The organism is Lentzea sp. NPDC102401 (genome assembly GCF_044765805.1).
Classification (GTDB): Bacteria; Actinomycetota; Actinomycetes; order Mycobacteriales; family Pseudonocardiaceae; genus Lentzea; species Lentzea sokolovensis.
Genome location: NZ_JBIWKS010000004.1, coordinates 779,071 through 804,463 on the forward strand (window position 1 = coordinate 779,071; position 25,393 = coordinate 804,463).

The 25,393-nt window shown below is 68.8% G+C and carries 20 protein-coding genes; 11 read left to right on the top strand and 9 right to left on the bottom strand.

The window, feature by feature from the left end:
* Positions 1-14 precede the first annotated feature (14 nt).
* The gene (locus ACIRG5_RS18885; RefSeq protein WP_402906115.1) at positions 15-1,835 is read left to right on the top strand and encodes a hypothetical protein; all 1,821 of its coding nucleotides are present in this window, start codon (positions 15-17) and stop codon (positions 1,833-1,835) included.
* A gap of 55 nt (positions 1,836-1,890) precedes the next feature.
* Positions 1,891-2,616, top strand: coding sequence for a nucleotidyltransferase domain-containing protein (locus tag ACIRG5_RS18890; protein ID WP_402906117.1), 726 nt, complete (start codon positions 1,891-1,893; stop codon positions 2,614-2,616).
* Here ACIRG5_RS18890 and ACIRG5_RS18895 read toward each other — a convergent pair.
* The gene (locus ACIRG5_RS18895) at positions 2,552-2,941 is read right to left on the bottom strand and encodes a DUF4267 domain-containing protein (protein ID WP_402906119.1); all 390 of its coding nucleotides are present in this window, start codon (positions 2,939-2,941) and stop codon (positions 2,552-2,554) included. The two genes, ACIRG5_RS18890 and ACIRG5_RS18895, sit on opposite strands and share 65 nt — an antisense overlap.
* Before the next feature lie 90 nt (positions 2,942-3,031).
* Here ACIRG5_RS18895 and ACIRG5_RS18900 point away from each other — a divergent pair, with 90 nt between their 5' ends.
* Entirely contained in the window at positions 3,032-3,619 is a 588-nt protein-coding gene (locus ACIRG5_RS18900; RefSeq protein WP_402906121.1) for a TetR/AcrR family transcriptional regulator, read from the top strand.
* On the opposite strand, the gene ACIRG5_RS18905 is transcribed toward ACIRG5_RS18900, so the two are convergent.
* From ACIRG5_RS18905 to ACIRG5_RS18920, 4 genes are all read right to left on the bottom strand, one after another.
* Positions 3,578-4,738, bottom strand: coding sequence for a class I SAM-dependent methyltransferase (locus tag ACIRG5_RS18905; RefSeq protein ID WP_402906123.1), 1,161 nt, complete (start codon positions 4,736-4,738; stop codon positions 3,578-3,580). The two genes, ACIRG5_RS18900 and ACIRG5_RS18905, sit on opposite strands and share 42 nt — an antisense overlap.
* Position 4,739: 1 nt before the next feature.
* Complete coding sequence (locus ACIRG5_RS18910) at positions 4,740-5,696, bottom strand: methyltransferase domain-containing protein (RefSeq protein WP_402906125.1); 957 nt, start codon at positions 5,694-5,696, stop codon at positions 4,740-4,742.
* A complete protein-coding gene (locus tag ACIRG5_RS18915) occupies positions 5,686-6,465 on the bottom strand; it encodes an enoyl-CoA hydratase/isomerase family protein (protein ID WP_402906126.1) in 780 nt (259 codons plus the stop codon). Before ACIRG5_RS18915 ends, ACIRG5_RS18910 begins: the two co-directional genes overlap by 11 nt.
* Before the next feature lie 194 nt (positions 6,466-6,659).
* Positions 6,660-7,487 (bottom strand): ABC transporter ATP-binding protein, encoded by an 828-nt coding sequence (locus ACIRG5_RS18920; protein ID WP_402906128.1) that lies wholly within the window; start codon positions 7,485-7,487, stop codon positions 6,660-6,662.
* Between the two features lie 104 nt (positions 7,488-7,591).
* Between ACIRG5_RS18920 and glgX the strand changes: the two genes are divergently transcribed.
* From glgX to ACIRG5_RS18940, 4 genes are all read left to right on the top strand, one after another.
* A complete protein-coding gene (glgX, locus tag ACIRG5_RS18925) occupies positions 7,592-9,706 on the top strand; it encodes a glycogen debranching protein GlgX (RefSeq protein WP_402906129.1) in 2,115 nt (704 codons plus the stop codon).
* Between the two features lie 242 nt (positions 9,707-9,948).
* Positions 9,949-10,536, top strand: a complete 588-nt coding sequence (locus tag ACIRG5_RS18930; RefSeq protein ID WP_402906131.1) for a cysteine dioxygenase — start codon at positions 9,949-9,951, stop codon at positions 10,534-10,536.
* A complete protein-coding gene (locus ACIRG5_RS18935) occupies positions 10,533-10,922 on the top strand; it encodes a rhodanese-like domain-containing protein (RefSeq protein WP_402906133.1) in 390 nt (129 codons plus the stop codon). Before ACIRG5_RS18930 ends, ACIRG5_RS18935 begins: the two co-directional genes overlap by 4 nt.
* 47 nt (positions 10,923-10,969) lie before the next feature.
* On the top strand, positions 10,970-12,082 hold the full coding sequence (locus tag ACIRG5_RS18940; RefSeq protein ID WP_402906135.1) for a hypothetical protein: 1,113 nt from the start codon (positions 10,970-10,972) through the stop codon (positions 12,080-12,082).
* Between the two features lie 36 nt (positions 12,083-12,118).
* Here ACIRG5_RS18940 and ACIRG5_RS18945 read toward each other — a convergent pair whose 3' ends face one another.
* From ACIRG5_RS18945 to ACIRG5_RS18960, 4 genes are all read right to left on the bottom strand, one after another.
* On the bottom strand, positions 12,119-12,442 hold the full coding sequence (locus ACIRG5_RS18945; protein WP_093592931.1) for a hypothetical protein: 324 nt from the start codon (positions 12,440-12,442) through the stop codon (positions 12,119-12,121).
* 244 nt (positions 12,443-12,686) lie between these two features.
* Positions 12,687-13,235 (bottom strand): hypothetical protein, encoded by a 549-nt coding sequence (locus tag ACIRG5_RS18950; protein WP_402906137.1) that lies wholly within the window; start codon positions 13,233-13,235, stop codon positions 12,687-12,689.
* A gap of 301 nt (positions 13,236-13,536) precedes the next feature.
* A complete protein-coding gene (gene glgP, locus ACIRG5_RS18955) occupies positions 13,537-16,128 on the bottom strand; it encodes an alpha-glucan family phosphorylase (protein ID WP_402906139.1) in 2,592 nt (863 codons plus the stop codon).
* A 97-nt stretch (positions 16,129-16,225) separates the two neighbouring features.
* The gene (locus tag ACIRG5_RS18960) at positions 16,226-17,812 is read right to left on the bottom strand and encodes a protein kinase (RefSeq protein WP_402906141.1); all 1,587 of its coding nucleotides are present in this window, start codon (positions 17,810-17,812) and stop codon (positions 16,226-16,228) included.
* Positions 17,813-18,052: 240 nt separating this feature from the next.
* Between ACIRG5_RS18960 and ACIRG5_RS18965 the strand changes: the two genes are divergently transcribed.
* Genes ACIRG5_RS18965 through glgB form a run of 4 tightly spaced genes read left to right on the top strand, consistent with a single transcriptional unit; the run spans position 18,053 to position 25,361 of the window.
* On the top strand, positions 18,053-20,029 hold the full coding sequence (locus tag ACIRG5_RS18965; RefSeq protein WP_402906143.1) for an alpha-1,4-glucan--maltose-1-phosphate maltosyltransferase: 1,977 nt from the start codon (positions 18,053-18,055) through the stop codon (positions 20,027-20,029).
* A 32-nt stretch (positions 20,030-20,061) separates the two neighbouring features.
* Entirely contained in the window at positions 20,062-21,870 is a 1,809-nt protein-coding gene (gene treS / locus ACIRG5_RS18970) for a maltose alpha-D-glucosyltransferase (protein WP_402906145.1), read from the top strand.
* 8 nt (positions 21,871-21,878) lie between these two features.
* On the top strand, positions 21,879-23,189 hold the full coding sequence (locus tag ACIRG5_RS18975; RefSeq protein WP_402906147.1) for an aminoglycoside phosphotransferase: 1,311 nt from the start codon (positions 21,879-21,881) through the stop codon (positions 23,187-23,189).
* A 3-nt stretch (positions 23,190-23,192) separates the two neighbouring features.
* A complete protein-coding gene (gene glgB, locus ACIRG5_RS18980) occupies positions 23,193-25,361 on the top strand; it encodes a 1,4-alpha-glucan branching protein GlgB (RefSeq protein ID WP_402906149.1) in 2,169 nt (722 codons plus the stop codon).
* Positions 25,362-25,393: the final 32 nt, after the last annotated feature.

Genomic DNA, 25,393 nt, shown 5'->3' on the forward strand with positions numbered 1-25,393 from the left:
AGGATGATCCGGACGTGAGCGACATCGAGCAGCGGCTCATCAAGGCGGCCCGCGACGGCGAGTGGCTGGAGTGCGCCGAGCCCGCCAACGTGGTGCGGGCAGGCCTGGTCAGGGAGCTGCTGATGGGTCGCCGCGGTGAGCTCGATCCGGGCGGGGTGAAGCTGCGCGGAGTGCGGATCGAGGGCACTCTCGACCTCGTCCGCGTGAAAGCCGTGGCCGGGTTGAGCTTCAGCGACTGCACGATCGACGAGCCCGTCATGGCCCGCTACGCGAGCTTGCCGGAACTGCACTTCTACGGCGGACGCTGTGCCGGGATCCACGCGAACGGCCTCCAGCTCGACGGCGACCTGTTCCTGCGCGGCGGGATTCAGATCACCGGAGACGACGCCCGCGGCACGATCAGGCTTCTCGACGCGCGCATCGCGGGCGACGTCGAGTTCGCGGACCTGGAGATCACCAACACCGGCGGCGCCGCGCTGCACGCCGACGGACTGAAGGTCGGCGGCAACCTGACCTTGCGTGGCGTGCAGATCGCCGGGGACGGCCGCAGCGCACTCAACCTCTTCGGCGCCCACGTCACGGCGAACTTCAAGGTGGCGGAGTCCGAGATCACCAACAGCACCGGGGCCGCGCTGGTCCTCGACAACGTCACCGTCGGCGGCAACTTCTCGCTGCGGAAGGGCAATCGGATCACCGGGCACGGTGAAGCCGGCTCGGTCCGCCTCGTCAGCGCGCACATCTCAGGACATGCCGAGATGACCGGCACGGAGATCACCAACGCCGCGGGACCCGCGCTGGAGGCGAACGGGATCCAGGTCGAGGGGAACTTCCTGCTGCGGGACGGCCTTCTCCTCACCGGGCACGACGAGTTCGGAGCGGCCGACCTGGCCGGCGCCCGCATCGGGAACGCCCTCCAGTTCGCCGGCGCGACACTGACGAACACGGCCGGTCCCGCGATCAGGGCCGACCGCGCCCGCATCGGCGACTCCCTGGTCATGATCGGCCAGAACCGGTTCTCGGCGGGCGGCGACGGCCCCGCGCTCAGCCTGATCGGCACCCACGTCGACGGCAGGTTCGGTTGCGCGGACACGGTCGAACTGAGGTCGGCGTCGGACCTGGTGATGAACCTCCAGCACATGGTGGTGGGGGTGTCCGCGAGGTTGCCGCACGCGGCGCTGTGCCCCGCGCTCGGTCGCGGCCCGGAGTGCGAACACGCGAGTCTGGTCAGCATCGACGACTTCTCCTACCCCGCCCTCGGATCGGGGTGGGACTGGGAACAGTGGCTGCACGTGATCCGCTGCCACACCCCGGCCTATCACGCTTCGGCCTACCAGCGGCTGGCCGCGGTCGAGCGAGCGGCCGGGCACGACGGCACCGTGCGGCGGATTCTCATGGCACAACAGACAGATCTGCGCCGGCGCAGCCCTCAGTCGTTGGGCGGGCCGTTGACGCGGTGGTTCCACTGGCTGTGGGGAGTGCTGGCCGGATACGGCTACCGAGCGCGCCGCACGGCCGCCGCGCTGCTGCTGGTGCTCGTCGCCGCCGGGGCGATCGGCTGGTGGGCCGGGCAGGTGGACACCCGTCCGGGACATCACGTCGCCGAACGGGTCACCACTCCAGGGGCTCCCTGCTCGACGGTCGAACTGGTCGGGCTCGGACTGGACCGCGGGTTGCCGTTGGCGATGACCGGGATGCGCACGAGGTGCGATCTGGACACCGCGTCGAAGAAGGGGCAGGCGTTCACGGCGGCCATCTGGCTGGTGCAACTCGCCGTGTGGGGGTTGGCGACGCTGGCGTTGGCGGGGTACACGAACCTCGTGCGCAAGCCCGGCTGACGTGGAATGTCACGGTCTCCAGCGAAGCTGATGCGGCGGTCAATAATCTTGGACGGTGTTCTCGGTTTCTGAGCGTGATCAGCTGCGCCGCGACCTCGTCAACGCCGCCGACGTCGATCCCAGGGTGGTCGGAGCGGCGCTGACCGGGTCGGCGGCGGTGGGCGCGGAAGATCGCTGGTCCGACATCGACTTCGCGCTGTCGGTCGAGCGCGAACTGGACGCGGTGGTCGCCGACTGGACGGCGTTGATGTACGCGTGCGGCGCCGTCAGCCATCTTGACGTCCGGCGCGGCACTGTCCTGTTCCGCGTGTTCCTGATGCGGTCGACGTTGCAGGTGGACGTCGCGTTCTGGCCGTCGGACGAGTTCGGGGCGACCGGGCCCACCTTCAAGCTGCTGTTCGGTGAGACGAACGACCTGCCGCAGTCCGGGCAGCCCGACCGGGACGAGCTCATCGGGCTTGCCTGGTTGTACGCGCTGCACGCGCGGTCGTCCATCGCGCGCGGGCGTTCGTGGCAGGCGGTCTACATGATCAACGGGATGCGCGACCACGTGATGTCGTTGTGGTGCCTGCGCGAAGAGGTGAACGCGGTGCAGGGGCGAGGGCTGGACGACCTGCGGAACGCCGGCGCGTTCACCGGGACGCTCGTGTTGTCCACGCATCCCGACGAGTTGGCGCGGGCGTTCCACGTGCTGACCGGGCTGTTGCTCGGGGAGATCACTGAGCCGGAACTGCGCGAGGCCGTTCGGGCGTTGTCTCCCGCAGCAGCAAACCGGCGGTGAGCAGCACCAGCACGGCTGCCGAGCCGTGCACCATGAGCGCGTAGCCCACCGTGCCGCCGTGCGTGATCACGGCGAGGCAGTCGCCGATCGGGATGATCGAGTCCGCCAGGACCACCCAGCCCAGGGCTCGCCGCTGGCCCATCAACAGCAAGATCAGGGCTGTCAGTGCGTACGCGACGTCGCGTACGCCCTTCACGACGTAGTAGCCGGTCGGGTCGACGATGCCGAAACCCGCTGCGGCGCTGTCGCCGTTCAGCAGGTAGCTGAGGCCGAAGTAGAAACCGGCCAGCACGACGAGCCACCCCATGATCGTGGTCAAACGCATTGCATCCTCCGTGAGATCTAGCAGTGCTAGCGACAAGAGCGACGCTAACATTGCAAGCGCTCGCTTGTCTAGCGATGCTAGATTTCGCGGATGAGCATCCAGAACCGGCGCGAGCGCGAACGCGCGGAGCGGCATCAGCTGATCATCGACGCGGCCCGCGAGCTGGCCGAGGAGGAGGGCTGGGACGCGGTGACCACGCGCAGGCTCGCCGAGAAGGTCGAGTACAGCCAGCCGGTGCTCTACAGCCACTTCAAGGGCAAGGACGCGATCGTGCGCGCCGTCGCGATCGAGGGATGCGGGGTGCTGGCCAGGCAGTTGCGTCAGGCCCGTCCGGTGCGCGGGCAGTCGCGGCTACGGGCGACGGCGGAGGCCTACCTGGCCTTCGCGCGCGAGAGGCCCGCGCTCTACGACGCGATGTTCGTGCAGCAGGTCGACCTTCCGTGGGGCACGGGCGAGGTGCCACAGGAGTTGCTCGACGCGTTCGCGGAGCTGGTAGCGGCGGTCGAACCCGTTGCGGGAGAACGAGATCTGGAGACGCTCACCGAGGTCTACTGGAGCACGCTGCACGGCTTCGCCACGCTCACGCACGGCAAGAGGCTGCGGCCGAAACACGACCAGGAACGCCTGGACCTCGCGCTAAGTGCGCTCAGCCTCGGACAGCACGAAGACGGGCTTTGAGCCGATCCGGGTCAGCACGACCGTGGCCGACGCGGAACCGGAGAGCTTGAGCCGCTTGCGCAACGTGTTCGGGTCGACGTCCAGGCCGCGCACCAGGATCTCCAGCCGACCGACCCCGCGCGTCTTCAGCAACGACTTGAGCGACTTCTCCGCGTAGTGCCCGTGTTCGAGCACGCGGAACGCGCGGATGCCCGGCGGCGGCTCGTCCCCGCTCAGGTACGCGATGCGTTCGTCGAGCTGCCACAATCCGTGCCGCGCCGCGTAATGTCGCACCAGTCCGGCGCGCACGACCGCGCCGTCCGGATCGACGATCCACGCGCCGGGAGGGGCGACCGGGCAGTCGTCGGGTTCGGCGTCCGTCAGGGTCCACGAATCCGAGCCGTGCAGAACGGAGGCGCGGCGCGAAACCCCAGGCGTGGCAAGGCCTCGGGTCCACAGACAGGCTTCCCGGACCGCGCCGTCCAGCGACACGACCTCGATCTCGGCAGCCCACGGCGCGACGGCGAAGTCGATGCCGGGAGCGCACTTCACCGCGAGATCAACGCCCGCGTACACCTCGGACAGCTCGTCCAGCGGCGGCACGAAGTCCGAAGGGTTCCACTTGCGACGGCCGGCGGAATCGCGGCGGGCCGGATCGGCGGTGACGGCACCGGCCCTCGACACCGGCCGCAACGCGTCGGCCTGAACGACCAGCTGACCCGGAACGTTGTTGCGCGCCATGGCAAGCCGCACCGGATCGAGGTCAGAGCCGAGGCAACGGGACGCCACCGCGCTCAACGCGAAAAGATCCGCCCCCACCGAACACGTCACGTCGTGCACGTCGCGGTCAACGAACCGCAGGGCGCGATGACGAGCGACAGCGGAGGCCGTGGCCTGCTGAAGCGCGTCGTCGGTGAAGAGCCAGGAACCGGAAGAGTCCAGTTTGGACACCGCACGACGCCGCAGCAGCACGGTTTCCACGACCGGGGCGAACGACGGCCCGAGAAGCTTCCGCGCCACCTCGACGTCGCGCAACCGGGAAGCGTCGGAAAAAGGCAACGCGTCCACCTCGGCCAACGCGGCGATTCCGGCGGCAGAGCGCAGGAACGCCACGTCGGCAGTGGTGAACGCGTAGCCCAACTCAGGAAGTCTTCTCGCCGGTGATCGACACGTTGTAGAACACCTCGCGCGGCAGCACCTTCGAGAGGACGTTCTGGTCGACCCACGAGAGGTTCTGCCAGGTGCGGTAGGCGAACATCGCCCACCCGAAGCCCAGCTTCTCGCGCGGCACGGCGGCTTCGAACGTGCGCACCGGCCAGCCGAACAGAGCCGCGGACAGCTCGTCGGTCGCCGCGCGAACACGAACGGCACCGGCGCGCCTGGCGGTCGCCTCCAGCTGGTCCGGGTCGAACGTGTGCAGGTCGACGACCGCTTCCAGGGCCGCGGCGCGGGAGGACTCGTCGAGCTCCTCCTGCGGACGGCGCCAGTCGCCCAGCACCGGTACGGCCTTGGTGATGTTGGTGGTCAGCCACCACGTCGCCTGGCCGAGCTTGCGGGCGTAGAAGTTGCCGATGTTCGTCGGGTCGCCCGCGAACACGAACTTGCCGCCGGGCTTGAGCACGCGCAGCACCTCGCGCATCGCCGCCTCCACATCGGGGATGTGGTGCAGCACCGCGTGGCCGACGACGAGGTCGAACGTGTTGTCGTCGTACGGGATCCGCTCGGCGTCGGCGACCCTGCCGTCGACGTCGAGACCGAGGTGCTCGGCGTTGCGCAGCGCGACCTCGACCATGCCGGGCGACAGGTCGGTGACCGAGCCCTTCTTGATCACGTCGCCCTGCATGAGGTTCAGCAGGAAGAAGCCGGTGCCGCAGCCCAGCTCCAGCGCGTGCTCGTACGGGCCGACGTCACCCGCGGCGGCGCGGAACCTGTCCGTCGCGTAGGTGATGCAGCGGTCGTCGTACGAGATCGACCACTTCTCGTCGTACGTGCCCGCTTCCCAGTCGTGGTAGAGCACCTGCGCGAGCTTGGTGTCCTTGTAGGCCGCCTCGACCTCTTCCGCGGTCGCGTGCGGGTTGGGTGCCGGGTCAGTTGCCACTGAACTTCGCCTTTCCAGGACCGTTCTCGATGAACGACTCCACGCCCGCCTTCTTGTCCTCCGTCGCGAACAGCGCCGCGAAGAGGTGGCTTTCGAGCTTCAGACCCGACTCCAGGTCGGTGTCGAGACCACCGTCGACGGCGGCCTTCGTCGCGGCCAGGGCCAGCACCGGCCCGCCGACGAACTGCTTGGCCCACCGGACGGCCGCGGCGTACACGTCGTCGGGTGCCACGACCTCGTCGACCATGCCGATCTCCAGCGCCTCCTGGGCGCCGACGAACCGGCCGCTGTAGAGCAGGTCCTTGGTCTTCGACGGACCGATCAGCCGGGCGAGGCGCTGCGTGCCGCCACCGCCGGGGATCAGGCCGAGCAGGATCTCGGGCTGGCCGACCTTCGCGTTGTCGCCGGCGATGCGGCGGTCGCAGCCGAGCGCGACCTCGAAGCCGCCGCCCAGCGCGTACCCGGTGATCGCGGCGACCGTCGGCTTGGGCACCGAGGCCAGCGCGCCGAGAGCGTCCGACAGGCCCTTGGCCCGCAGCGTCATCTCGGCGTGGGAGATCTGCGCGAACTCCTTGACGTCCGCACCGGCCGCGAAGACCTTCTCGCCGCCGTAGACGATGACCGCGTAGACGTCCGAACGCTCCGAGGCCTCCTTCGCGGCGGCCTGGAGCTCGGACTGCACCTGCCGGTTCAGGGCGTTCATCGGCGGCCGCTCCAGGCGGATCGTGCCGATCCCGTCCTCGACCTCAAGCCTCACGAACTCAGCCACTCAGATCCTCCTCGATGAGTAACGGGACCGACCGTACGTTACCGGCCAGTAGTTGCGAGTTCGCGTCGGTCGTCCGGTCAACCGCCGGTGCCGAATTCGGCGAAGCCCAGTTCGGTGCCGGCGATTCGGCCGGACGACCGACTTGAAGGCGAACTCGCCGCCGTCTGCGGAGCAGCGGCCGGCAAGCACAGTTGTCAGACCTTGCGGCGGGCGAAGAAGCGGTCTCCCGCTTTCTGCAGCTCCAGGTCCTGACCGAACGTCTTCGAGAGGTTCTCCTCGGTCAGCACGTCGTCCAAGAGCCCCTGGGCGACGATCGAGCCCTCGCGCAGCAGCAACGCGTGCGTGAAGCCGGGCGGGATCTCCTCGACGTGGTGCGTGACCAGCACCATCGCGGGCGCGTCCGGGTCGAGCGCCAGCTCCGAGAGCTTCGCGACCAGGTCCTCGCGGCCGCCCAGGTCGAGGCCCGCTGCGGGCTCGTCGAGCAGCAGCATCTCGGGGTCGGTCATCAACGCGCGGGCGATCAGCGTGCGCTTGCGCTCGCCCTCGCTCAGCGTGCCGTAGAGGCGGTCCGCGAGGTGTGCCATGCCGAGGGTGCCGAGCAGTTCGCGGGCGCGGTCCGTGTCCTGCTTGCCGTACTCCTCGCGCCAGCGGCCGAGCACCGCGTAGCCGGCGGAGACGACGAGGTCGACGACCGTCTCGTCGGGCGGGATGCGGCCGCCGAGCGCCGCGGAGCAGAGCCCGATCCGGGGCTTGAGCTCCTGGACGTCCGTTTTGCCCAGACGTTCACCCAGTAGGTGGACCTTGCCCTTGGTCGGGTGCAGGTCGGCGCTGGAGAGCCGCAGCAGGGTCGTCTTGCCGGCTCCGTTCGGGCCGAGGACCACCCAGCGCTCGTCCAGCTCCACGCTCCAGTCGATGTTTCCGACCAGCGTGTTCTTCCCGCGGCGGACCGATACGCCCGCCATGTGCACGACCAGATCTGTCACGTCGACGTCCGCCACGGCTCCATTCTTCCGAACGGCCATGCACGGGTCCTCCATCGGGGTGTCCCACGCGCCGGGTGAGGCCGCTGGGCCGCCTGTGTGAACTCTCAAGTTTTTTGTCGGTGCCGGATGCCAAGATCGGAGGTATGGCTACGCGACCGGAGTCCGAGGTGCTGGCAGGCCGACCGTTCCCGCTAGGGGCACACGCCGAAGCAGGCGGTGTCCGGTTCGCGGTGACGTCCCACGTCGCCGACGCGGTCGAGGTCTGCCTGATCGGCGACGACGGAGCCGAGAAACGGGTCGAGCTGACCGAACGGACGTTCGGCGTCTGGCACGGGCTCGTGCCCGGCGTCACGCCTGGTCAGCGGTACGGGTTCCGGGTGCACGGGCCGTACGACGCGGGCCGCGGCCTGCGCTGCAACCCGGCGAAGCTGCTGGTCGACCCGTACGCGCGGCAGATCGAGGGCGGGATCACCGACCTGAACGCCGTGCTCGGGTACGTGGGCGATCCGATGCACGGGCCGCCGTCCGCGGTCGACTCGCTCGGCAGCGTGCCGCTGAGCGTCGTGAGCTCCCCGGGCGGCGCGGACACGGGCGTGAAGCCCGAGGTGCCGTTCGAAGAGGCCGTCATCTACGAGATGCACGTCAAGGGCTTCACGAAGAACCACCCGGAGATCCCGGAGAAGCTGCGCGGCACGTACCTCGGGCTCGCGCACCCGGCGGCGATCGAGCACCTCACGCGGCTCGGCGTCACCACGGTCGAACTGCTGCCGGTCCAGGCGTTCCTGGACGAGCCGTCGCTGCTGAGCCGGGGTGCGAGCAACTACTGGGGCTACTCGCCGCTGGGTTACTGCGCGCCGCACGCCGGCTACGCGAGCGAACCGGGCCGGGAGATCCAGGAGTTCCGCACGATGGTCGCGGCACTGCACGCGGCGAACATCGAGGTGCTGATCGACGTCGTCTACAACCACACCTGCGAGGGCGGTCCCGGCGGTCCGACGGTCTGCTTCCGCGGCTACGACGCGCCGGGGTACTACCTGCACGCCGGTGGCGGCAGCACGGTCGACATCACCGGCTGCGGCAACACGCTGGACGCCGGGTCGCCGCAGGTCGTGCGACTGGTCACGGACTCGCTGCGGTACTGGGCGGAGGAGATGGGCGTCGACGGGTTCCGGTTCGACCTCGCCTCGACGATGGGCCGGCCGGGCGGCGGGTTCTTCGACCGCGACTCGGCCCTGCTGACGGCCATCACGACGGACCCGCTGCTGTGCCGGTCCAAGCTGATCGCCGAGCCGTGGGACGCGACGGGCGACGGGTACCGCGTCGGCGACTTCGGGATGCAGTGGGCCGAGTGGAACGGCCGCTACCGAGACACGGTCCGGGACTTCTGGCGCGGCCACACGTCCGTGCGCGATCTCGCGTACCGGCTCTCGGGGTCTTCAGATCTGTACGCGGACGACCTGCGCCGGCCGTGGCAGTCGATCAACTTCATCACCGCGCACGACGGGTTCACCCTGCGGGACCTGGTGTCGTACAACGACAAGCACAACGAGGACAACGGCGAGGAGAACCGCGACGGCACGAACGACAACCGTTCGTGGAACTGCGGCGCCGAGGGGGAGACGACCGATCCCGAGATCCTGTCGCTGCGGGCCAAGCAGGCGCGGAACCTGCTCGCGACGCTGCTGCTGTCGACCGGCACGCCGATGATGACCGCGGGCGACGAGATGTGGCGCACCCAGGGCGGCAACAACAACCCGTACTGCCTCGACAACCGGATCTCGTGGGTCGACTGGACGACGAGCGACGCGGGCGAGGCGCTGCTGGGGTTCACGCAGCGGCTGATCGACCTGCGCGCGTCGTCGCCGGCGTTGCGGCAGCCGGAGTTCTTCGAGGGCCGCACGACGCCCAGCGGCAACCCTGACCTGGTGTGGTTCCGGCCGGACGGGCAGGAGATGGCCGAGACGGACTGGTTCGACGAGGGCCGCCGCACGCTCGGAATGTTCATCGACGGCTCGAACTGCCTCTCGCGCACACGGGACGGCGAGCTCGTGTCCGACGACTCGTGGCTGATGCTGATGCACGCCGGTGCGGACGAGATCAGCGTGACGCTGCCGCACGAGCGCTACGGGCCGGCGTACGAGCCGTACCTGGACACGACGACGGCGGACGGCTCCCCCGCCAATCCCGGTTCTTTCGCGCCGCGGGAGAAGGTGACGGTGGCGCCGCGCTCGTTGCTGCTGCTCCGGCTTCCGCGCTGAACTCCTTGCGGTGACTTGACTCTGTGGCAGAGGTTCTTCCGGCCAGTGGACGCTCTAGCCACATTCGGAGAACGTCTGGCACCATCACGCTCGTGGTCGTCTATTGCTGGACCGACCGCACGATCGACCTCGTGCTCGTCGCGTCGTGCGGGTGTAGCTCGACGCGACGCATGCGCTGACAGCGCCCTGCGTCGCGTCTTGATCGCTACCCCGTACCCGACGCGGCCTTCAGGAGCGAGTGCGTGACTTCGACCTATGCCGACCAAGATCAATTCGACCTGCACCCGGCGCTGGACGGTCAGCTGCTGCGTGACGTGATCCATCCGTCCCGGTCGCTGTGGACGCCGCGCGAGCTGCGTGATCTGACGTCGTTCGTGGCGAGCGAGCTGACCACCGGGCTGCTCCAGATCCTCGACTACTCGACCGAACACCGCTGGTGGGCGCGGCTGGGGCTGACCGAGGGCGTCGAACTGTGGCTGCTGTCGTGGCTACCCGGCCAGGGCACCGAACCGCACGACCACGGCGGCTCGGCCGGCTCGTTCACCGTGCTGACGGGCCAGTTGCGGGAGGACTACCGCTACCCCGCCGGGCCGATCCGGTCGGCGGTGCGGGGCACCGGGGACGCACTGGGCTTCGGGTCCGGGCGGGCGCACCAGGTGCTCAACCCGTTCGACGGGCCGGCCGCGACCGTGCACGCCTACTCGCCGCCGCTCGTGCCGACCCGCGAGTACGCGTCGCTGCTCGACATCCCCGACTCGATCCCGCCGCTGCCCGCGCGGCGCCTGCCGCTGTCCGAACTGCGTCAGCTGGCCGACCTGGAGGGCCCGTGAGCAACCTCGACACCATCCTCGAAGAGGCGCGGTCGCACCTCAAACGGCTGGAACCGCACGAGGTGCTCGCGCTGGAGGACGTGCTGGTCGTGGACATCCGGCCGGCCCACAACCGGCTGGCAGAGGGCGAGATCGAGAACTCCGTCGTGGTCGAGCGGATCGTGCTGGAGTGGCGGCTCGACCCGGACGGCGACTGGCGGCTGCCGGGCTTCACCGCCGACACGACCGTCGTCGTGGTGTGCAACGAGGGCTGGTCGTCGTCGCTGGCGGCGCGGGACCTGCAACGGGTCGGGCTGCCCAACGCGACGGACCTCGTCGGCGGGTACCGGGGCTGGCGCGCGGCCGGCCTGCCGATCCGCGAGGGCGGGTCGCCGCCGGTGGTCTGACGAGGGAACCGCTGTCCCGCCGGTAACGTCTGGTGACCGTGACAGTTGTGCGCTGGATCGTGACGGCACTGGTGGTGGCCGGCACGGTCGTCTGGACCCTCCCGGAGTTCTACCTCGGCCTCGCCGGAGCACTGGCCGGCCTGCTCGTGGAACTGACCGCGGTCCAGGCAGGCCTGGCACTCGGCGCCGTCCTCTTCGGACTCCGGATCACCCACGTGATCATCGGTCTCGGTGCCGAGGTCAAGTCGTGGACGTGGACGCACCGACGGGTCGTGCTGCGCGCCGTCCCCGTGCTCGCCACGATCGGGATCACCGGTCTCAAGCCGGGCGTGCGCAGGCGGACCGTCCTGAACGGCGTGTTCGCGATCGTCTTCTGCGTGGCGGTCGCGGCGCTGACGTGGCTCGCGACCGGTAGCGCGTTCGGCAGGGGCATGGCCCTCGCCGCCACCGCCTGCCTCCTGCTGCAGCTCGTGCCGGTCGAGAAGGCCGGCCACACCAGCCTGGGCTGGTACGTGTTCTCGCTGCCGAAGATGACCGGACGGCCGCTCGGCGAACTGGAGGCGCGACCTCGCGTCGTGGCCGGCATGGACGCCTACCAGCGCGGTGACCTCGACGAGACCGAGCGGATCTACGCCGAGCTGGCGGAGGAACACCCCGAGCTGATCACCGTCGTCGGACTCAAGGTCGTGTCGTCGTGCGCCCGCGAGAAGTACCTCGAAGCGCTGCAGACGGTGATCGGGCTGACCGGCCGTGAGGACCTGAGCATGCGCGACCTGGCGTTCGTCATGGCCACCACCGCCGGGGTCGCGGTGCTGGCCGTCGAGTCGGGGCAGTTCCCGGCGGAGGTCGGGCTGGAGACCGCGCGGAGCATGTTCGACAACGCCTACCAGGCCGGATACCCGAAACAGCGCGCGAACGGGACGCTGGCGATCATGGCGTTGGTCGAGGGAGACACCGCCAAGGCCCGGCAGCTCGCGGGTTACTCCGCCGAGTCGAGCGAGAACGCCGTGGGCCGCGCCGACGACCTGATCACCATCGCGCGGGCGTGGATGGCGGACGGCGACAACGCGAGGGCCCGCGAACTCGTGGCCGAAGCGCACGAGCTCGCGGGCTGGAGTCCGCGGGTGGCGGCGACCCGCGCCCGTCTGGAGATCAACTAGTGCCGCGGGCGGCACGTGCCCTTGGGATCAGCGAAATCAGCCGGGGAAACCGGGCGAATTGTTGCCGTTCCCACCCGAGTTGCCCGCACCGACGTTGTTGCCGCCGCCACCGTTGCTGTTGCCGTTACCGCCGTTGTTGTTGTTTCCGACGTTGTTTCCGTTGCCTCCGATGTTGCCCGATCCGGTGACGTTGCCGTTGCCGGGAGTCCACGGGTTGTGCGACAGCGCGGTGATGGAGATCGGGCCCACCAGCTGCGTGTCCAGCACATCCCTGCTCTGGGTGGGAGCGGCCTGTGCGGTCGACGCGAACAGGCCCATGCCTGCGATTGCGACTCCGAGGACGATTGCCTTCTTGATCATCTGCGTTTGTTCCGTTCTGATTGCAGCGGATCGAGCAATTGCAGGTTAACCACAACTTCCGCACAGAAACGAATCGGTAGCACCATTGTGTGCTTTACCGGAAAACGCTTGAACTGCGACAAACGGGTGACCGCGCAGCTCGTCGCGGCTATTCTTTCTCAAACGGAATACTACGCTCCGCACACACGAGAAGGGCCCGTCACCGAGACCGGTGACGGGCCCTTCTCACCCCGCGATATTCGAATCAGCTGTTCTCGACCGGCAGACCGGGGAGGCCGGGCAGCGAGGGCAGGCCGCCGGGAGGCGCCGGCAGGCCGCACTTGCTCAGCAGGTCGGTGACGGTCTTGAGCAACGTGGTCAGCAGGCCGGTGAGCTTGCCGACGTCGGGGAGCGCACCACCGGCGGCGCCCAGGACCGTGCCGCCGAGGCCCGCGATGGTGGAGATCAGGTTCAGCACGACCGGCAGGCACTGGTCGACCGGGCCGGTGTACTCGGCCGCCTTCACCGGTATCGGCACGCCCGGCACGCTCACCGGGGGTGTCGGCAGACATCCCGAGCTCTGCAACGCGGTCACGAGGCCGAGAAGGTCACCGATCAACGGTGTCACGGCACCCACGTTGGGCAGGGGCAGGAGGCTGCTGACGGTTTTCGTGAGTTTTCCGGCGAGGTCCTGGACGAGACCGGCGCAGGCGGCTGGGAGTTCTGGCGCGGCGGGCGACGCACTGGCAGCCGGGATGGTCGAGGCGGTGAACAGAGCTGCGACGAGCGAGAGTGCGGTAATCGTTTTCTTCACGGCTACCTTCTTCCTCAAATGCGCAATTCACTTGGAGCCGCGCCGGAAATCCCTCAATGAATTCAGGAGCGGTTCATTCCATGCCATGGAGCGTAAGCCCGCACACGTGCCCCTACCAGCGGAGATCACGAATTCACCCACTCGAAAAATGGGTCATTCGTTTGAGGGAGGCCCAAAGTCGGGTACACGCCTGAAGCTCGTCACGACCAGTGAACAGGCAACAAGGAAGACGAACACATCAGGGCATCCAGCTCGCCGTTTGAAGGCGAACTGGATGCCCTGTGTCGATCTCGTAAAGCGATCAACTAGCCAGAACGACCCTGCCAAGTTCCGCAGAGGTCGCCAGCAGGCCGTGCCGCGGCAGCACGCGCACGGTGTAGCCGAGCGCACCGGCGTGCGGCAGCGGCACCTCGGCCTCGTAGTTGCCGTTGCCCGCGTAGTTCATCGGCGCGGACACGATGTCCTTCAACTCGTCGGAGTCGTGCGACACCTTGCCCAGCACGACCTGGACGTCCACTTCGGACGGTTCCAGCCCTGCCAGCTCGACGCGCGCACGCACGATGACCGGCGACCCGAGCACCGGCACCGAGGAACCGCCGAGCACCAGGTCGCTGTCGAGCACCCGCACCCGCGTCCACGACGCGCGCAGCCGGTGGCGGTACGCGGAGAGCTCCTTCGCTCCCCGGTAGCCCTCACCGACCACGTTCTGCGCGGACGCGGCGGCCGGCGCGTAGTAGGTCTCCACGTACTCGCGGACCATGCGGGAGGCCTGCACGACCGGGCCGAGCGAGGCCAGCGTGTGCCGGACCATCGACATCCAGCGGGTCGGCACGCCGTCCTCGCCGCGGTCGTAGAACAGCGGCGCGACCTGCTGGCCGAGCAGCTCGTACAGGGCGTTGGCCTCCAGGTCGTCCCGGCGGACCGGGTCGTTGACGCCGTCCGCCGTCGGGATGGCCCAGCCGTTCGAGCCGTCGTACAGCTCGTCCCACCAGCCGTCCCGGATGGACAGGTTGAGGCCACCGTTCAACGCCGACTTCATGCCGGACGTGCCGCACGCTTCGAGGGGGCGCATCGGGTTGTTCAGCCACACGTCGCAGCCCCAGTACAGGTACCGGGCCATGGACATGTCGTAGTCCGGCAGGAACACGATCCGGTGCCGCACGCCCGCCTCGTCGGCGTAGCGCACGATCTGCTGGATCAGCGCCTTGCCGCCGTCGTCGGCCGGGTGCGACTTGCCCGCCACGACGAGCTGCACGGGCCGTTCGGGGTGCAGCAGCAGCGAACGCAGCCGCTCCGGGTCGCGCAGCATCAGCGTGAGGCGCTTGTACGTCGGCACGCGCCGTGCGAAGCCCACGGTCAGCACGCCGGGGTCGAACACCGAGTCGGTCCAGCCCAGCTCCAGCGCCGACGCGCCGCGCTGCAGCCACGACTCCCGCAGCCGGCGACGGACCTCGTCGACCAGGCGGCCGCGCAACGTCGACCGCAGCTCCCACAGCCCCGCGTCGGTGACCGGCTCGAACGCGCCGATGCCGAACCCCATGCGGGTGTCCACTGTGTCCGACTCGGACGCTCCGAGCAGCTTGCTCATCTCGGCCGCCGCCCACGTCGGGCCGTGCACGCCGTTGGTGACCGAGCCGATCGGCACCTCGGTGCCGTCGAAGTTCGGCCAGAGGGCGCGGAACATGTCCCGGCTGACCTCACCGTGCAGTTTGGACACACCGTTCGCGCGCTGGGCGAGCCGCAGGCCCATGTGGGCCATGTTGAACATGCCGGGGTTGTCCTCGGCCCCGAGCGCGAGGATGCGCTGGGTGTTCACGCCGGGCACGAGGTTCTCGGCGCCGAAGTAGTGCTGGACCAGGTCGACGGGGAACCTGTCGATGCCGGCGGGCACGGGCGTGTGCGTCGTGAACACCGCACCGGCTCGCGCGGCCGTGAGCGCCTGGTCGAAGTCCAGGCCGTCGTTGGTGATGTACTCGCGGATCCGCTCGAGGCCGAGGAACCCGGCGTGGCCCTCGTTGGTGTGGAAAACCTCGGGCTGCGCGTGGCCGGTGAGCTCGCAGAACGTGCGCACGGCCCGCACGCCACCGATGCCCGCGAGGATCTCCTGGCGGATCCGGTGGTTCTGGTCGCCGCCGTAGAGCCGGTCGGTGACGCCGCGCAGGTCCTCGTCGTTCTGCTCCACGTCCGAGTCGAGCAGCAACAGCGGGATGCGCCCGACCTGCGCCTTCCAGATCTTGGCGCGCAGCATCCGGTCGCCCGGCATGGCCACGTGCACCAGCAACGGCAGCCCGGACGGCTCGGTCAGCAGCTCCAGCGGCAACCCGCGCGGGTCGAGCACCGGGTAGTGCTCGATCTGCCAGCCGTCGAGCGACAGCGACTGCCGGAAGTACCCGGACCGGTAGAGCAGACCCACGGCGATGAGCGGAACGCCCAGGTCGGAGGCCGCCTTGAGGTGGTCGCCGGCGAGGATGCCGAGACCACCCGAGTAGTTCGGCAGCGCCTCGTGCACGCCGAACTCCATCGAGAAGTACGCGACGCTCGTGGGCAGCGGTGTGTCCGGCGCCCCGTGCTCACGGCGCTGGGTGATCTCCTCCTGCCTGCGCTGGTACCAGCGCGGCCCTCCGACATAACGCTCCAGGTCGGAGGCGAGCGCGTGGAGCTTGAGCAGGAACTGCTCATCTCTCGCGAGTGATTCCAGCTTCCCCGCGTCGACGACGGAGAGCAGGCGCAGCGGATCGCCACCTACCTCGGACCAGACGCGCGGGTCGATCGAGGCGAAGAGGTCCTGCGTGGGCGGATGCCACGTCCAGCGCAGGTTGGTGGCGAGCGTGCTGAGCGCGGACAAGGGCTCCGGCAGGCTGGCTCGGACGGTGAACCGGCGAAGTGCTCGCATGACGAGCGAACTTACCTGCCACCCCTGAGTGCCTGACAACGTTCCCGGTCAGACCTGCAACGACTTGCAGAACCGGTCAAGACCGGGACGCGCCCGATCAGCCCTTCTCCTCGCCCGTGATCAGCAGCTTGGCGCCCTTCCCGGAGATCTCGAGCGTGTGCTCCTTGGTGTCGGTCTTGTTCGACTCGGCGTCGGTCAGCTGCAGCGCCGTCGTCACGGAGAAGGTGCCGTCGTCGTTGGGCGTGACCACCGGGTTCCCCTGGACCGCGACCTTCGAGAACTTGCTCCAGAAGGCCTTCTCGCCGGCCAGGCCGGGTGCCTGGTCCGGGTCCCAGTCGCCCCTAGCGGCCTCGACGTTCGACGGCAGCTTGGCGTAGTGCTGCTTCACGAAGGTCGTGACCTGGGCCGGGGTGAACTTGGTGGCGGGCGGCTTCGACGACGGCGGCTGGCTCTGGGAGGTCTGCGGCGGTGGCTTCTCGGAGGTGGCGGGGGGCTTGGTGGCCGTCGGCTTCTCGGAGGTGGGTTCCGGGGTCTGCGACGTGCTCCTCGGTGACGAACTGGGACCGGCGGCGAGGCCTTTGTCCTTGTCGCCGCTGTTCACGATCGCGTAGGTGATGCCGGCGATCAGGAGCACGCCGAGGATCGCGGCGGCGACCGCGAGGCCGCGGTAGTTCTTCTTCGGCTCCGGTTCGGGCTCGTAGTCGTCGTAGTCGTCGTACGTCTCGGGCAGCGGCGCGGGCGGACGGGTGCGCGGCGCCTGGGGCGGCATCGTGCGGGACGGCGGGCCCTGCATGGTGCCGGGACCGGCGGCCCCCATCACGGCGGTGCCGGAGGGCGGGGTCATCGGGCGCGGCGGGATCACTCGGGTGGCCGGGACCGGGGCGCCGGACGCGATCGCCTTCAGCTCCTCGGCGGCCTGGGCCGCGGTGGGGCGCTGTGACGGCTCGTTCGCGAGGAGCCTGGTCAACAGGCCGGTGAGCGGGCCCGAGCGCATCGGCGGGCGGGTCTCGCCGCGCGCGACCTTGTAGAGCAGGCCCAGGTCGTTCGTGCTCTTGCCGAACGGCGGCTCACCCTCGGTCATCGCGTAGATCGTCGCGCCGAGCGAGAACACGTCGGACGGCGGCGCGGGTGCGGCGCCGCGGGCGAGTTCCGGCGCGAGGTACGCGGGAGTGCCGGCGAGCATGCCGGTCTTGGTCACGGCCACATCGCCCAAAGCGCGCGAAATGCCGAAGTCGGTGATCTTGACGGTGCCGTCGCGTCCAATGAGGACGTTGCCGGGCTTGATGTCGCGGTGCACGATCCCCGCGGCATGGGCGGCGGCCAGCGCCCCGGCGGCCAGCGAGCCGATGCGCGCGGCCTCCATCGGGGGCATCGGGCCGTTCTCCAAGATCGCGGAGAGGTTGCGGGACGGCAAATACTCCATGACCAGGCACGGTTTGCCGTCCTCGACCACGACGTCGTACACGGCGATCGCGTTCGGGTGCTGCAAGCGCGCGGCGATGCGGCCTTCACGCATGGCGCGCTGCACGGCCTCGTGGAACTCGTTCGACTGGACGTCGTTGAGAAGTAGCTGCTTGACCGCCACGTCACGGTGCAGGAACTCGTCGCGTGCCCTCCACACGACGCCCATCGCACCCGCGCCGAGCTGATCGAGCAGTACGTAGCGATCGCCAAGCTTGTTCACGCGCGCACGGTACCTGTAGCGCCCTCTTAACACGGTGAGTTGCCGGACAAGAGTCCAATGAAGAGGACGCCAAGTGGAGACAACGTGGCCGAGAGACCCTGGACACGATGAGCGCTCAAGGTGTGCGATCGACAGTGGCGGGGTACGGATCTACAAGGGGTAACCCGCTGTCAGACGGCTTGATCGAGCAAGGCAGGATTACGGATTGACGCGAAGCGACACGGCGGAAGGGCGTTGCCGATGAGCGGACGACTCGGAATCGACGACGTTTCCCCGGTGGTGTCGGCTGGCAGATATCCAGCCAAAGCCGTTGTGGGAGAACACATTCCGGTTTCGGCCACGGTGTGGCGCGAGGGACACGACAAACTCGCGGCCACAGTCAGCTGGCGCGGACCGAACGACCGAGTCGCTCGCCAGACCCGCATGCACGAGGTCGGAATCGGCCTCGACCGGTGGGGCGCGACCGTGGTTCCAGACCAAGAAGGCGCTTGGACGTTCCGGATCGATGCGTGGAGTGACCCTTGGGGCACCTGGAACCACGCCGTTGAGGTGAAGATCGCGGCGGGGCAGGGTCCCGGTGATCTCGCAAATGATCTCGAAATCGGCGCCCAGCTACTCGATCGAGTGGCAAGGCGACCCGATCGAAGGCAGGAGCGAGCTCTGCTCACTTCCGCGGCGACGGCCTTGCGCGACGAGGACCGGCCGCTGGCCGAACGGGTCGCGCCGGCGTTCGCGGCCGACGTGCAGAAGCTGATGTTCGAGCACCCCGTGCGCGAGCTGATCACCAAGGGCAAGACCCACAAGATCTGGTGCGACCGCAAGAAGGCGGCGTACGGCTCCTGGTACGAGTTCTTCCCGCGCAGCACCGGCGGGATCGACGAGACCGGCCAGGCGGTGCACGGCACGTTCGCCACGGCGACCAAGGAGCTCGACCGGGTCGCGTCGATGGGCTTCGACGTCGTCTACTTCCCGCCGATCCACCCCATCGGCCGGGTCAACCGCAAGGGCCCCAACAACACGCTCGTCGCGACGCCGGAGGACACGGGATCACCGTGGGCCATCGGCGCGGACGAGGGCGGGCACGACGCGATCCACCCGCAGCTCGGCACGATCGAGGACTTCGACGCGCTCGTCGCGCGGGCGAACGAACTCGGCCTCGAGGTGGCGCTCGACTTCGCGCTGCAGTGCGCGCCCGATCACCCGTGGGTGCTCAAGCACCCGGAGTGGTTCACGACGCAGCCCGACGGCACGATCATGTACGCCGAGAACCCGCCCAAGAAGTACCAGGACATCTACCCGATCAACTTCGACCTCGACCCGCAGGGCCTCTACCACGAGGTGCTGCGCGTGGTCCTCTTCTGGGCCGAGCACGGGGTGCGGATCTTCCGGGTCGACAACCCTCACACCAAGCCGCCGGACTTCTGGCAGTGGCTGATCTGGAAGGTGAAGGAGGTCTACCCGGACACGCTGTTCCTGGCGGAGGCCTTCACCCGTCCCGCCCGCCTCTACGGCCTGGCCAAGCTCGGCTTCACCCAGTCCTACACGTACTTCACGTGGCGGACGGGCAAGCAGGAGCTGATCGAGTTCGGCGAGGACGTCCGCGACCACTGGGACGAGGCGCGGCCGAACCTGTTCGTGAACACGCCGGACATCCTGCACGAGTCGCTGCAGCACGGCGGTCCCGGAATGTTCGGGCTCCGCGCGGCACTCGCGGCCACGCTCTCCCCCACGTGGGGCGTGTACAGCGGCTACGAGCTGTTCGAGCACGAGGCCGTGAAGCCCGGCAGCGAGGAGTACCTCAACTCCGAGAAGTACCAGCTGCGTCCACGGGACTACGCACGCGCACTGGCGGACGGGCGTTCGCTCGAACCGTGGCTGCGCAAGCTGAACCACATCCGCAAGGCGCACCCGGCACTTCAGCAGATGCGCACGCTGCGGTTCCAGAACGTCGAGAACGACGCGTTGGTCGCCTTCTCCAAGCGCGACCCGGAGACGGGCGACACGGTCGTGGTCGTCGTGAGCCTCGACCCGCACAACGCGCAGGAGGGGACGTTGTACCTCGACCTGCCCGAGCTCGGATTCGACTGGCATGAACGCGTGATCGCGCACGACGAGGTCACCGGGGAGACCTGGGACTGGGGACAGGCGAACTACATCCGCCTCGAACCGTGGCGTGCCACCGCGCACGTCGTCAGCCTTCAGCGGCGTTTCAGCTGATCAACCGCACAACCCCCGACGAGGTGGGAACAATGGCCGACGACTCCCGTCCCGACGCTGTGCTCGGGTTGGATGGTGTCCCGCACACCGGAGAAGCCGTCAACGACGACGGCCTGCTGGTCGAGCCCCAGGCCGAGGACTTCCGGTCCGCGCGGCAGGCGAAGCCCAACCCGGACTGGTACAAGGGCGCCGTCTTCTACGAGGTTCTGGTCCGGGCGTTCAGCGACTCCAACGGCGACGGCACGGGCGACCTCAGAGGACTCGCCTCGCGCCTCGACTACCTGGAGTGGCTGGGCGTCGACTGTCTCTGGCTGCCGCCGTTCTACGCGTCGCCGTTGCGCGACGGCGGGTACGACATCAGCGACTTCCGGGCGGTGCTGCCGGAGTTCGGCACGGTCGAGGACTTCGTGTACCTGCTGGAGGAGGCGCACCGGCGCGGGATCCGGGTGATCACGGACCTGGTGCTCAACCACACCAGTGACGCGCACCCGTGGTTCCAGCAGTCGCGGCAGGATCCGACGGGCCCGTACGGCGACTACTACGTGTGGAGCGACGACGACTCGCGCTACAGCGACGCGCGGATCATCTTCGTCGACACGGAGTCGTCGAACTGGACCTACGACCCGGTGCGCGGGCAGTTCTTCTGGCACCGCTTCTTCAGCCACCAGCCGGACCTCAACTACGAGAACCCGGACGTGCAGGAGGCGATGCTCGACACCCTGCGCTTCTGGCTCGACCTCGGCATCGACGGGTTCCGCCTGGACGCCGTGCCCTACCTCTTCGAGGAAGAGGGCACGATCTGCGAGAACCTGCCGCGCACGCACGAGTTCCTGAAGAAGTGCCGCAAGGTCGTCGACGACGAGTTCCCCGGCCGCGTCCTGCTGGCGGAGGCGAACCAGTGGCCGTCGGACGTGGTGGAGTACTTCGGCGACCAGGCCGTGGGTGGCGACGAGTGCCACATGGCGTTCCACTTCCCGTTGATGCCGCGGATCTTCATGGCGGTGCGGCGGGAGTCGCGGTTCCCGATCTCGGAGATCCTGGCGCAGACGCCGGCGATCCCGGAGAACGCGCAGTGGGGCATCTTCCTGCGCAACCACGACGAGCTCACGCTCGAGATGGTCAGCGACGAAGAGCGCGACTACATGTACGCGGAGTACGCCAAGGACCCGCGGATGAAGGCGAACATCGGCATCCGCCGCCGCCTGGCCCCGCTGCTGGAGAACGACCGCAACCAGCACGAGCTGTTCACCGCGCTGCTGCTGTCCCTGCCCGGCTCGCCCGTTCTCTACTACGGCGACGAGATCGGCATGGGCGACAACATCTGGCTGCAGGACCGCGACGCCGTGCGCACCCCGATGCAGTGGACGCCGGACCGCAACGCGGGCTTCTCCAGCTGCGACCCCGGCCGGATCTACCTGCCGGTGATCATGGACCCGGTCTACGGCTACCAGGGCCTCAACGTGGAGGCGCAGCTCAACAGCTCGACGTCGCTGCTGAACTGGACCCGGCACATGATCGAGGTGCGCAAGCAGCACCACGCGTTCGCCGAGGGCGACTTCACCGAGCTCGGCGGCTCGAACCCGAGCGTGCTCGCCTACAAGAGGCAGTGGAAGCGCCCGGACGGCCGTGAGGACATCGTGCTCTGCGTGAACAACCTGTCACGCTTCCCGCAACCCGTCGAGCTGGACCTCTCCGAGCACCGCGACCACGCGCCGATGGAGCTCACCGGAGGTGTCAAATTCCCCGCGATCGGGGAACTCCCCTACCTGCTGACCCTTCCGGGTCACGGTTTCTACTGGTTCCAGCTGGTAGAGGCGGGCGACGACAGCGAAATGAGGTGAATCCGCGCGTGACCGACCCCCACGAACTAGTCGAGAAGCTGGTCGCCTCACTGCCCGATCTGCTCCCGGCCGCCAGGTGGTTCGGCGGCAAGGACAAGCCGATCACGGCCGTCCGTCCACTGAGGACGACGGTGGTGGACGGCGATCTGGTGCACGTGATCTTCGAGGTCGAACAGCCGGGCCGCACCGAGCAGTACCAGGGCGCGCTCAGTCTGAGCACCGGCGCCTGGGACGTGCTGCTCGACCCCGAGCACAACGGCGTGCTGCTCGACCGGATCGCGTCCGGGCACGAGGTGGACGGCATCACCTTCGCGCACGAACCCGGCACCGAACTGCGCTCGGGCCTGCGCGGACGGCCGATCGGCGTCGAGCAGTCCAACACGTCGCTGATCTACGGCCAGCAGTACATCCTGAAGATCTTCCGCAAGCTCGCGAACGGCGAGAACCGCGACCTGACGATGCACCGCGCGTTGCGTTCGGTCGGCTGCGAGCACATCGCGCTGCCGCTCGGCGCGATCTCGACCGAGCTGAACGGCCAGCAGGTCACCCTCGCGATGCTGCAGGAGTTCCTGCCGGACGCGGTCGAGGGCTGGGACATGGCCAAGACCTCGGTGCGCGACCTGATGGCCGAGGCCGACCTGCACGCGTTCGAGGTCGGCGGCGACTTCGCCGGCGAGGCGCACCGGCTCGGCCACGCGGTCGCGAAGGTGCACGCCGACCTGGCTGAGGCGCTGGGCACCCAGATCGCCGACGAGGAAGCCATCTCGCGCGCCATCGCCGGCATGCAACGGCGGCTGGGGGTCGTGCTGGAGGCGGTGCCGGAACTGGGCCGCCACGAGGAACCGCTGCGCGCGGCGTTCGAGGAGGCGCGCGAGCACATCGGCGCGCTCCCCATCCAGCACATCCACGGCGACCTGCACCTCGGTCAGGTGCTGCGGACCGTGCACGGCTGGCTGCTGATCGACTTCGAGGGCGAGCCCGCGGCCAAGGTCGAGGACCGTCTCGCGCTGCGGTCGCCGTTGCGCGACGTGGCGGGGATGCTGAGGTCGTTCGACTACGCGGCCCGGCAGCTGCTCGTCGGTCAGCCTGACGACGACCAGCTCGCCTACCGCGCGATGGAGTGGACCAAGCGCAACCGGGCGGCGTTCTGCGACGGCTACGCCGAGGTGGCGGGCGACCCGCGGGACCACGTGCAGTTGCTGCGCGCGTTCGAGCTGGACAAGGCGGTCTACGAGGTCGCATACGAGCACGCCAACAGGCCGGAGTGGTTGACGGTTCCGCTGTCGTCGATCGCCCGGATGACTTCTGGAGGAGAGTAAGCCGTGAAGGCCGACCTGGACCGACTCCTGTCAGGCGCGCACCACGACCCGCACTCGGTGCTGGGTGTGCACACCGTCGGCGACCAGGTGATCGCGCGGGCCCTGCGGCCAGGCGCGACCTCGGTCGCGGTGGCGTGGGGCGACAAGCAGGTCGAGCTGCCGCGCATCGCCGACGCGCTCTTCGAGGGCGAGCTGCCGGAGGCTCCCGGCGACTACCGGCTCCTGGTCAAGTACAACGGTGGTCCCGCGGTCGAGGTCGACGACCCGTACCGGTGGCTGCCGACCGTGGGTGAGCTGGACCTGCACCTGATCGGCGAGGGCCGGCACGAGCGGCTCTGGGACGTGCTCGGCGCACATGTCCGTTCGTACGAAACGGCTACCGGTGACGTCACCGGCGTCTCGTTCGCGGTGTGGGCGCCGAACGCGCGCGGTGTGCGCGTGACCGGTGACTTCGACGGCTGGGACGGGCGCGCGAACCCGTTGCGCTCCATGGGTTCCAGCGGGGTCTGGGAAGTGTTCCTGCCGAACGTCGTGGTGGGCTCGCGGTACAAGTTCCGCATCCTCGGCCAGGACGGAATCTGGCACGAGAAGGCCGACCCGATGGCGTTCGCGACGGAGGTCCCGCCGCAGACGGCCTCGGTCGTCACGCGGTCCGAGTACCAGTGGCAGGACGCGGAGTGGGAGGCCCGGCGCGAGGCCACGCAGTGGGCGAACGCGCCGATGTCGACCTACGAGGTGCATCTCGGCTCGTGGAAGCCCGGTCTCAGCTACCGGGAGCTCGCTGTCGAACTCGCGGACTACTGCGAGGACATGGGCTTCACGCACATCGAGATGCTGCCGGTGTCCGAGCACCCGTTCGGCGGTTCGTGGGGCTACCAGGTCACCTCGTACTACGCGCCGACCTCGCGGTTCGGCACGCCGGACGACTTCCGGTACTTCGTGGACACGCTGCACCAGCGCGGCATCGGCGTGCTGGTCGACTGGGTGCCCGCGCACTTCCCGAAGGACGCCTGGGCGCTCGCGAAGTTCGACGGCACGCCGCTGTACGAGCACGCCGACCCGCGCCGCGGCGAGCAGCTCGACTGGGGCACGTACGTCTTCGACTTCGGGCGCAACGAGGTCCGCAACTTCCTAGTGGCGAACGCGCTGTACTGGATCGAGGAGTTCCACCTCGACGGTCTGCGCGTGGACGCCGTCGCGTCGATGCTCTACCTCGACTACTCGCGGCCGGCGGACCAGTGGCTGCCGAACGAGTTCGGCGGCCGGGAGAACCTCGACGCGGTGCGGTTCCTGCAGGAGCTGAACGCGACGGTCTACAAGCGGCACCCCGGCGTGGTGATGATCGCCGAGGAGTCGACGGCGTGGCCGGGCGTCACGCGGCCCACGCACCTGGGCGGGCTCGGGTTCGGCTTCAAGTGGAACATGGGCTGGATGCACGACTCGCTGCACTACCTGTCGCGCGAGCCGATCCACCGCTCGTTCCACCACAACGAGATGACGTTCTCGCTGGTGTACGCGTGGAGCGAGAACTTCGTGCTGCCGCTCTCGCACGACGAGGTGGTGCACGGCAAGGGCTCGCTGTGGCAGCGGATGCCGGGCGACGACTGGAACAAGGCCGCCGGTGTGCGGTCGCTGCTGGCATTCATGTGGGCGCATCCGGGCAAGCAGCTGCTCTTCATGGGTGGTGAGTTCGGGCAGCGGCAGGAGTGGTCGGAGTCGCGGTCGCTCGACTGGCACCTGGTCGAGCAGGAGCCGCTGCACCAGGGCATCCAGGCGCTGACGCGGGACCTGAACTCGGTGTACAAGACGGCAGCGGCGTTGTTCTCGCACGACGTCACGCCGGAGGGGTTCCAGTGGATCGACGCGAACGACTCGGCGGGCAACGTGCTGTCGTTCCTGCGGGTCGGTGAGGACGGCTCGACGCTTGCCTGCGTGGCGAACTTCTCCGGGTCGCCGCACCACGACTACCGCGTCGGCCTGCCTTCTTCCGGACGCTGGAAGGAGCTCGTGAACACCGACGCCGCGCACTACGGCGGTTCCGGTGTGGGCAACCTCGGTGGCGTCGAGGCCGAGGCCAGGCCGTGGCACGGGCGGCCGTACTCCGCGCTGCTGCAGCTTCCGCCGTCGGGCGTGCTGTGGCTGGTGCCCGATCCGGCGGCCGAGACCGACTGATCTGTTGCGTGCGCCGGGCCGGTGAACCTGAT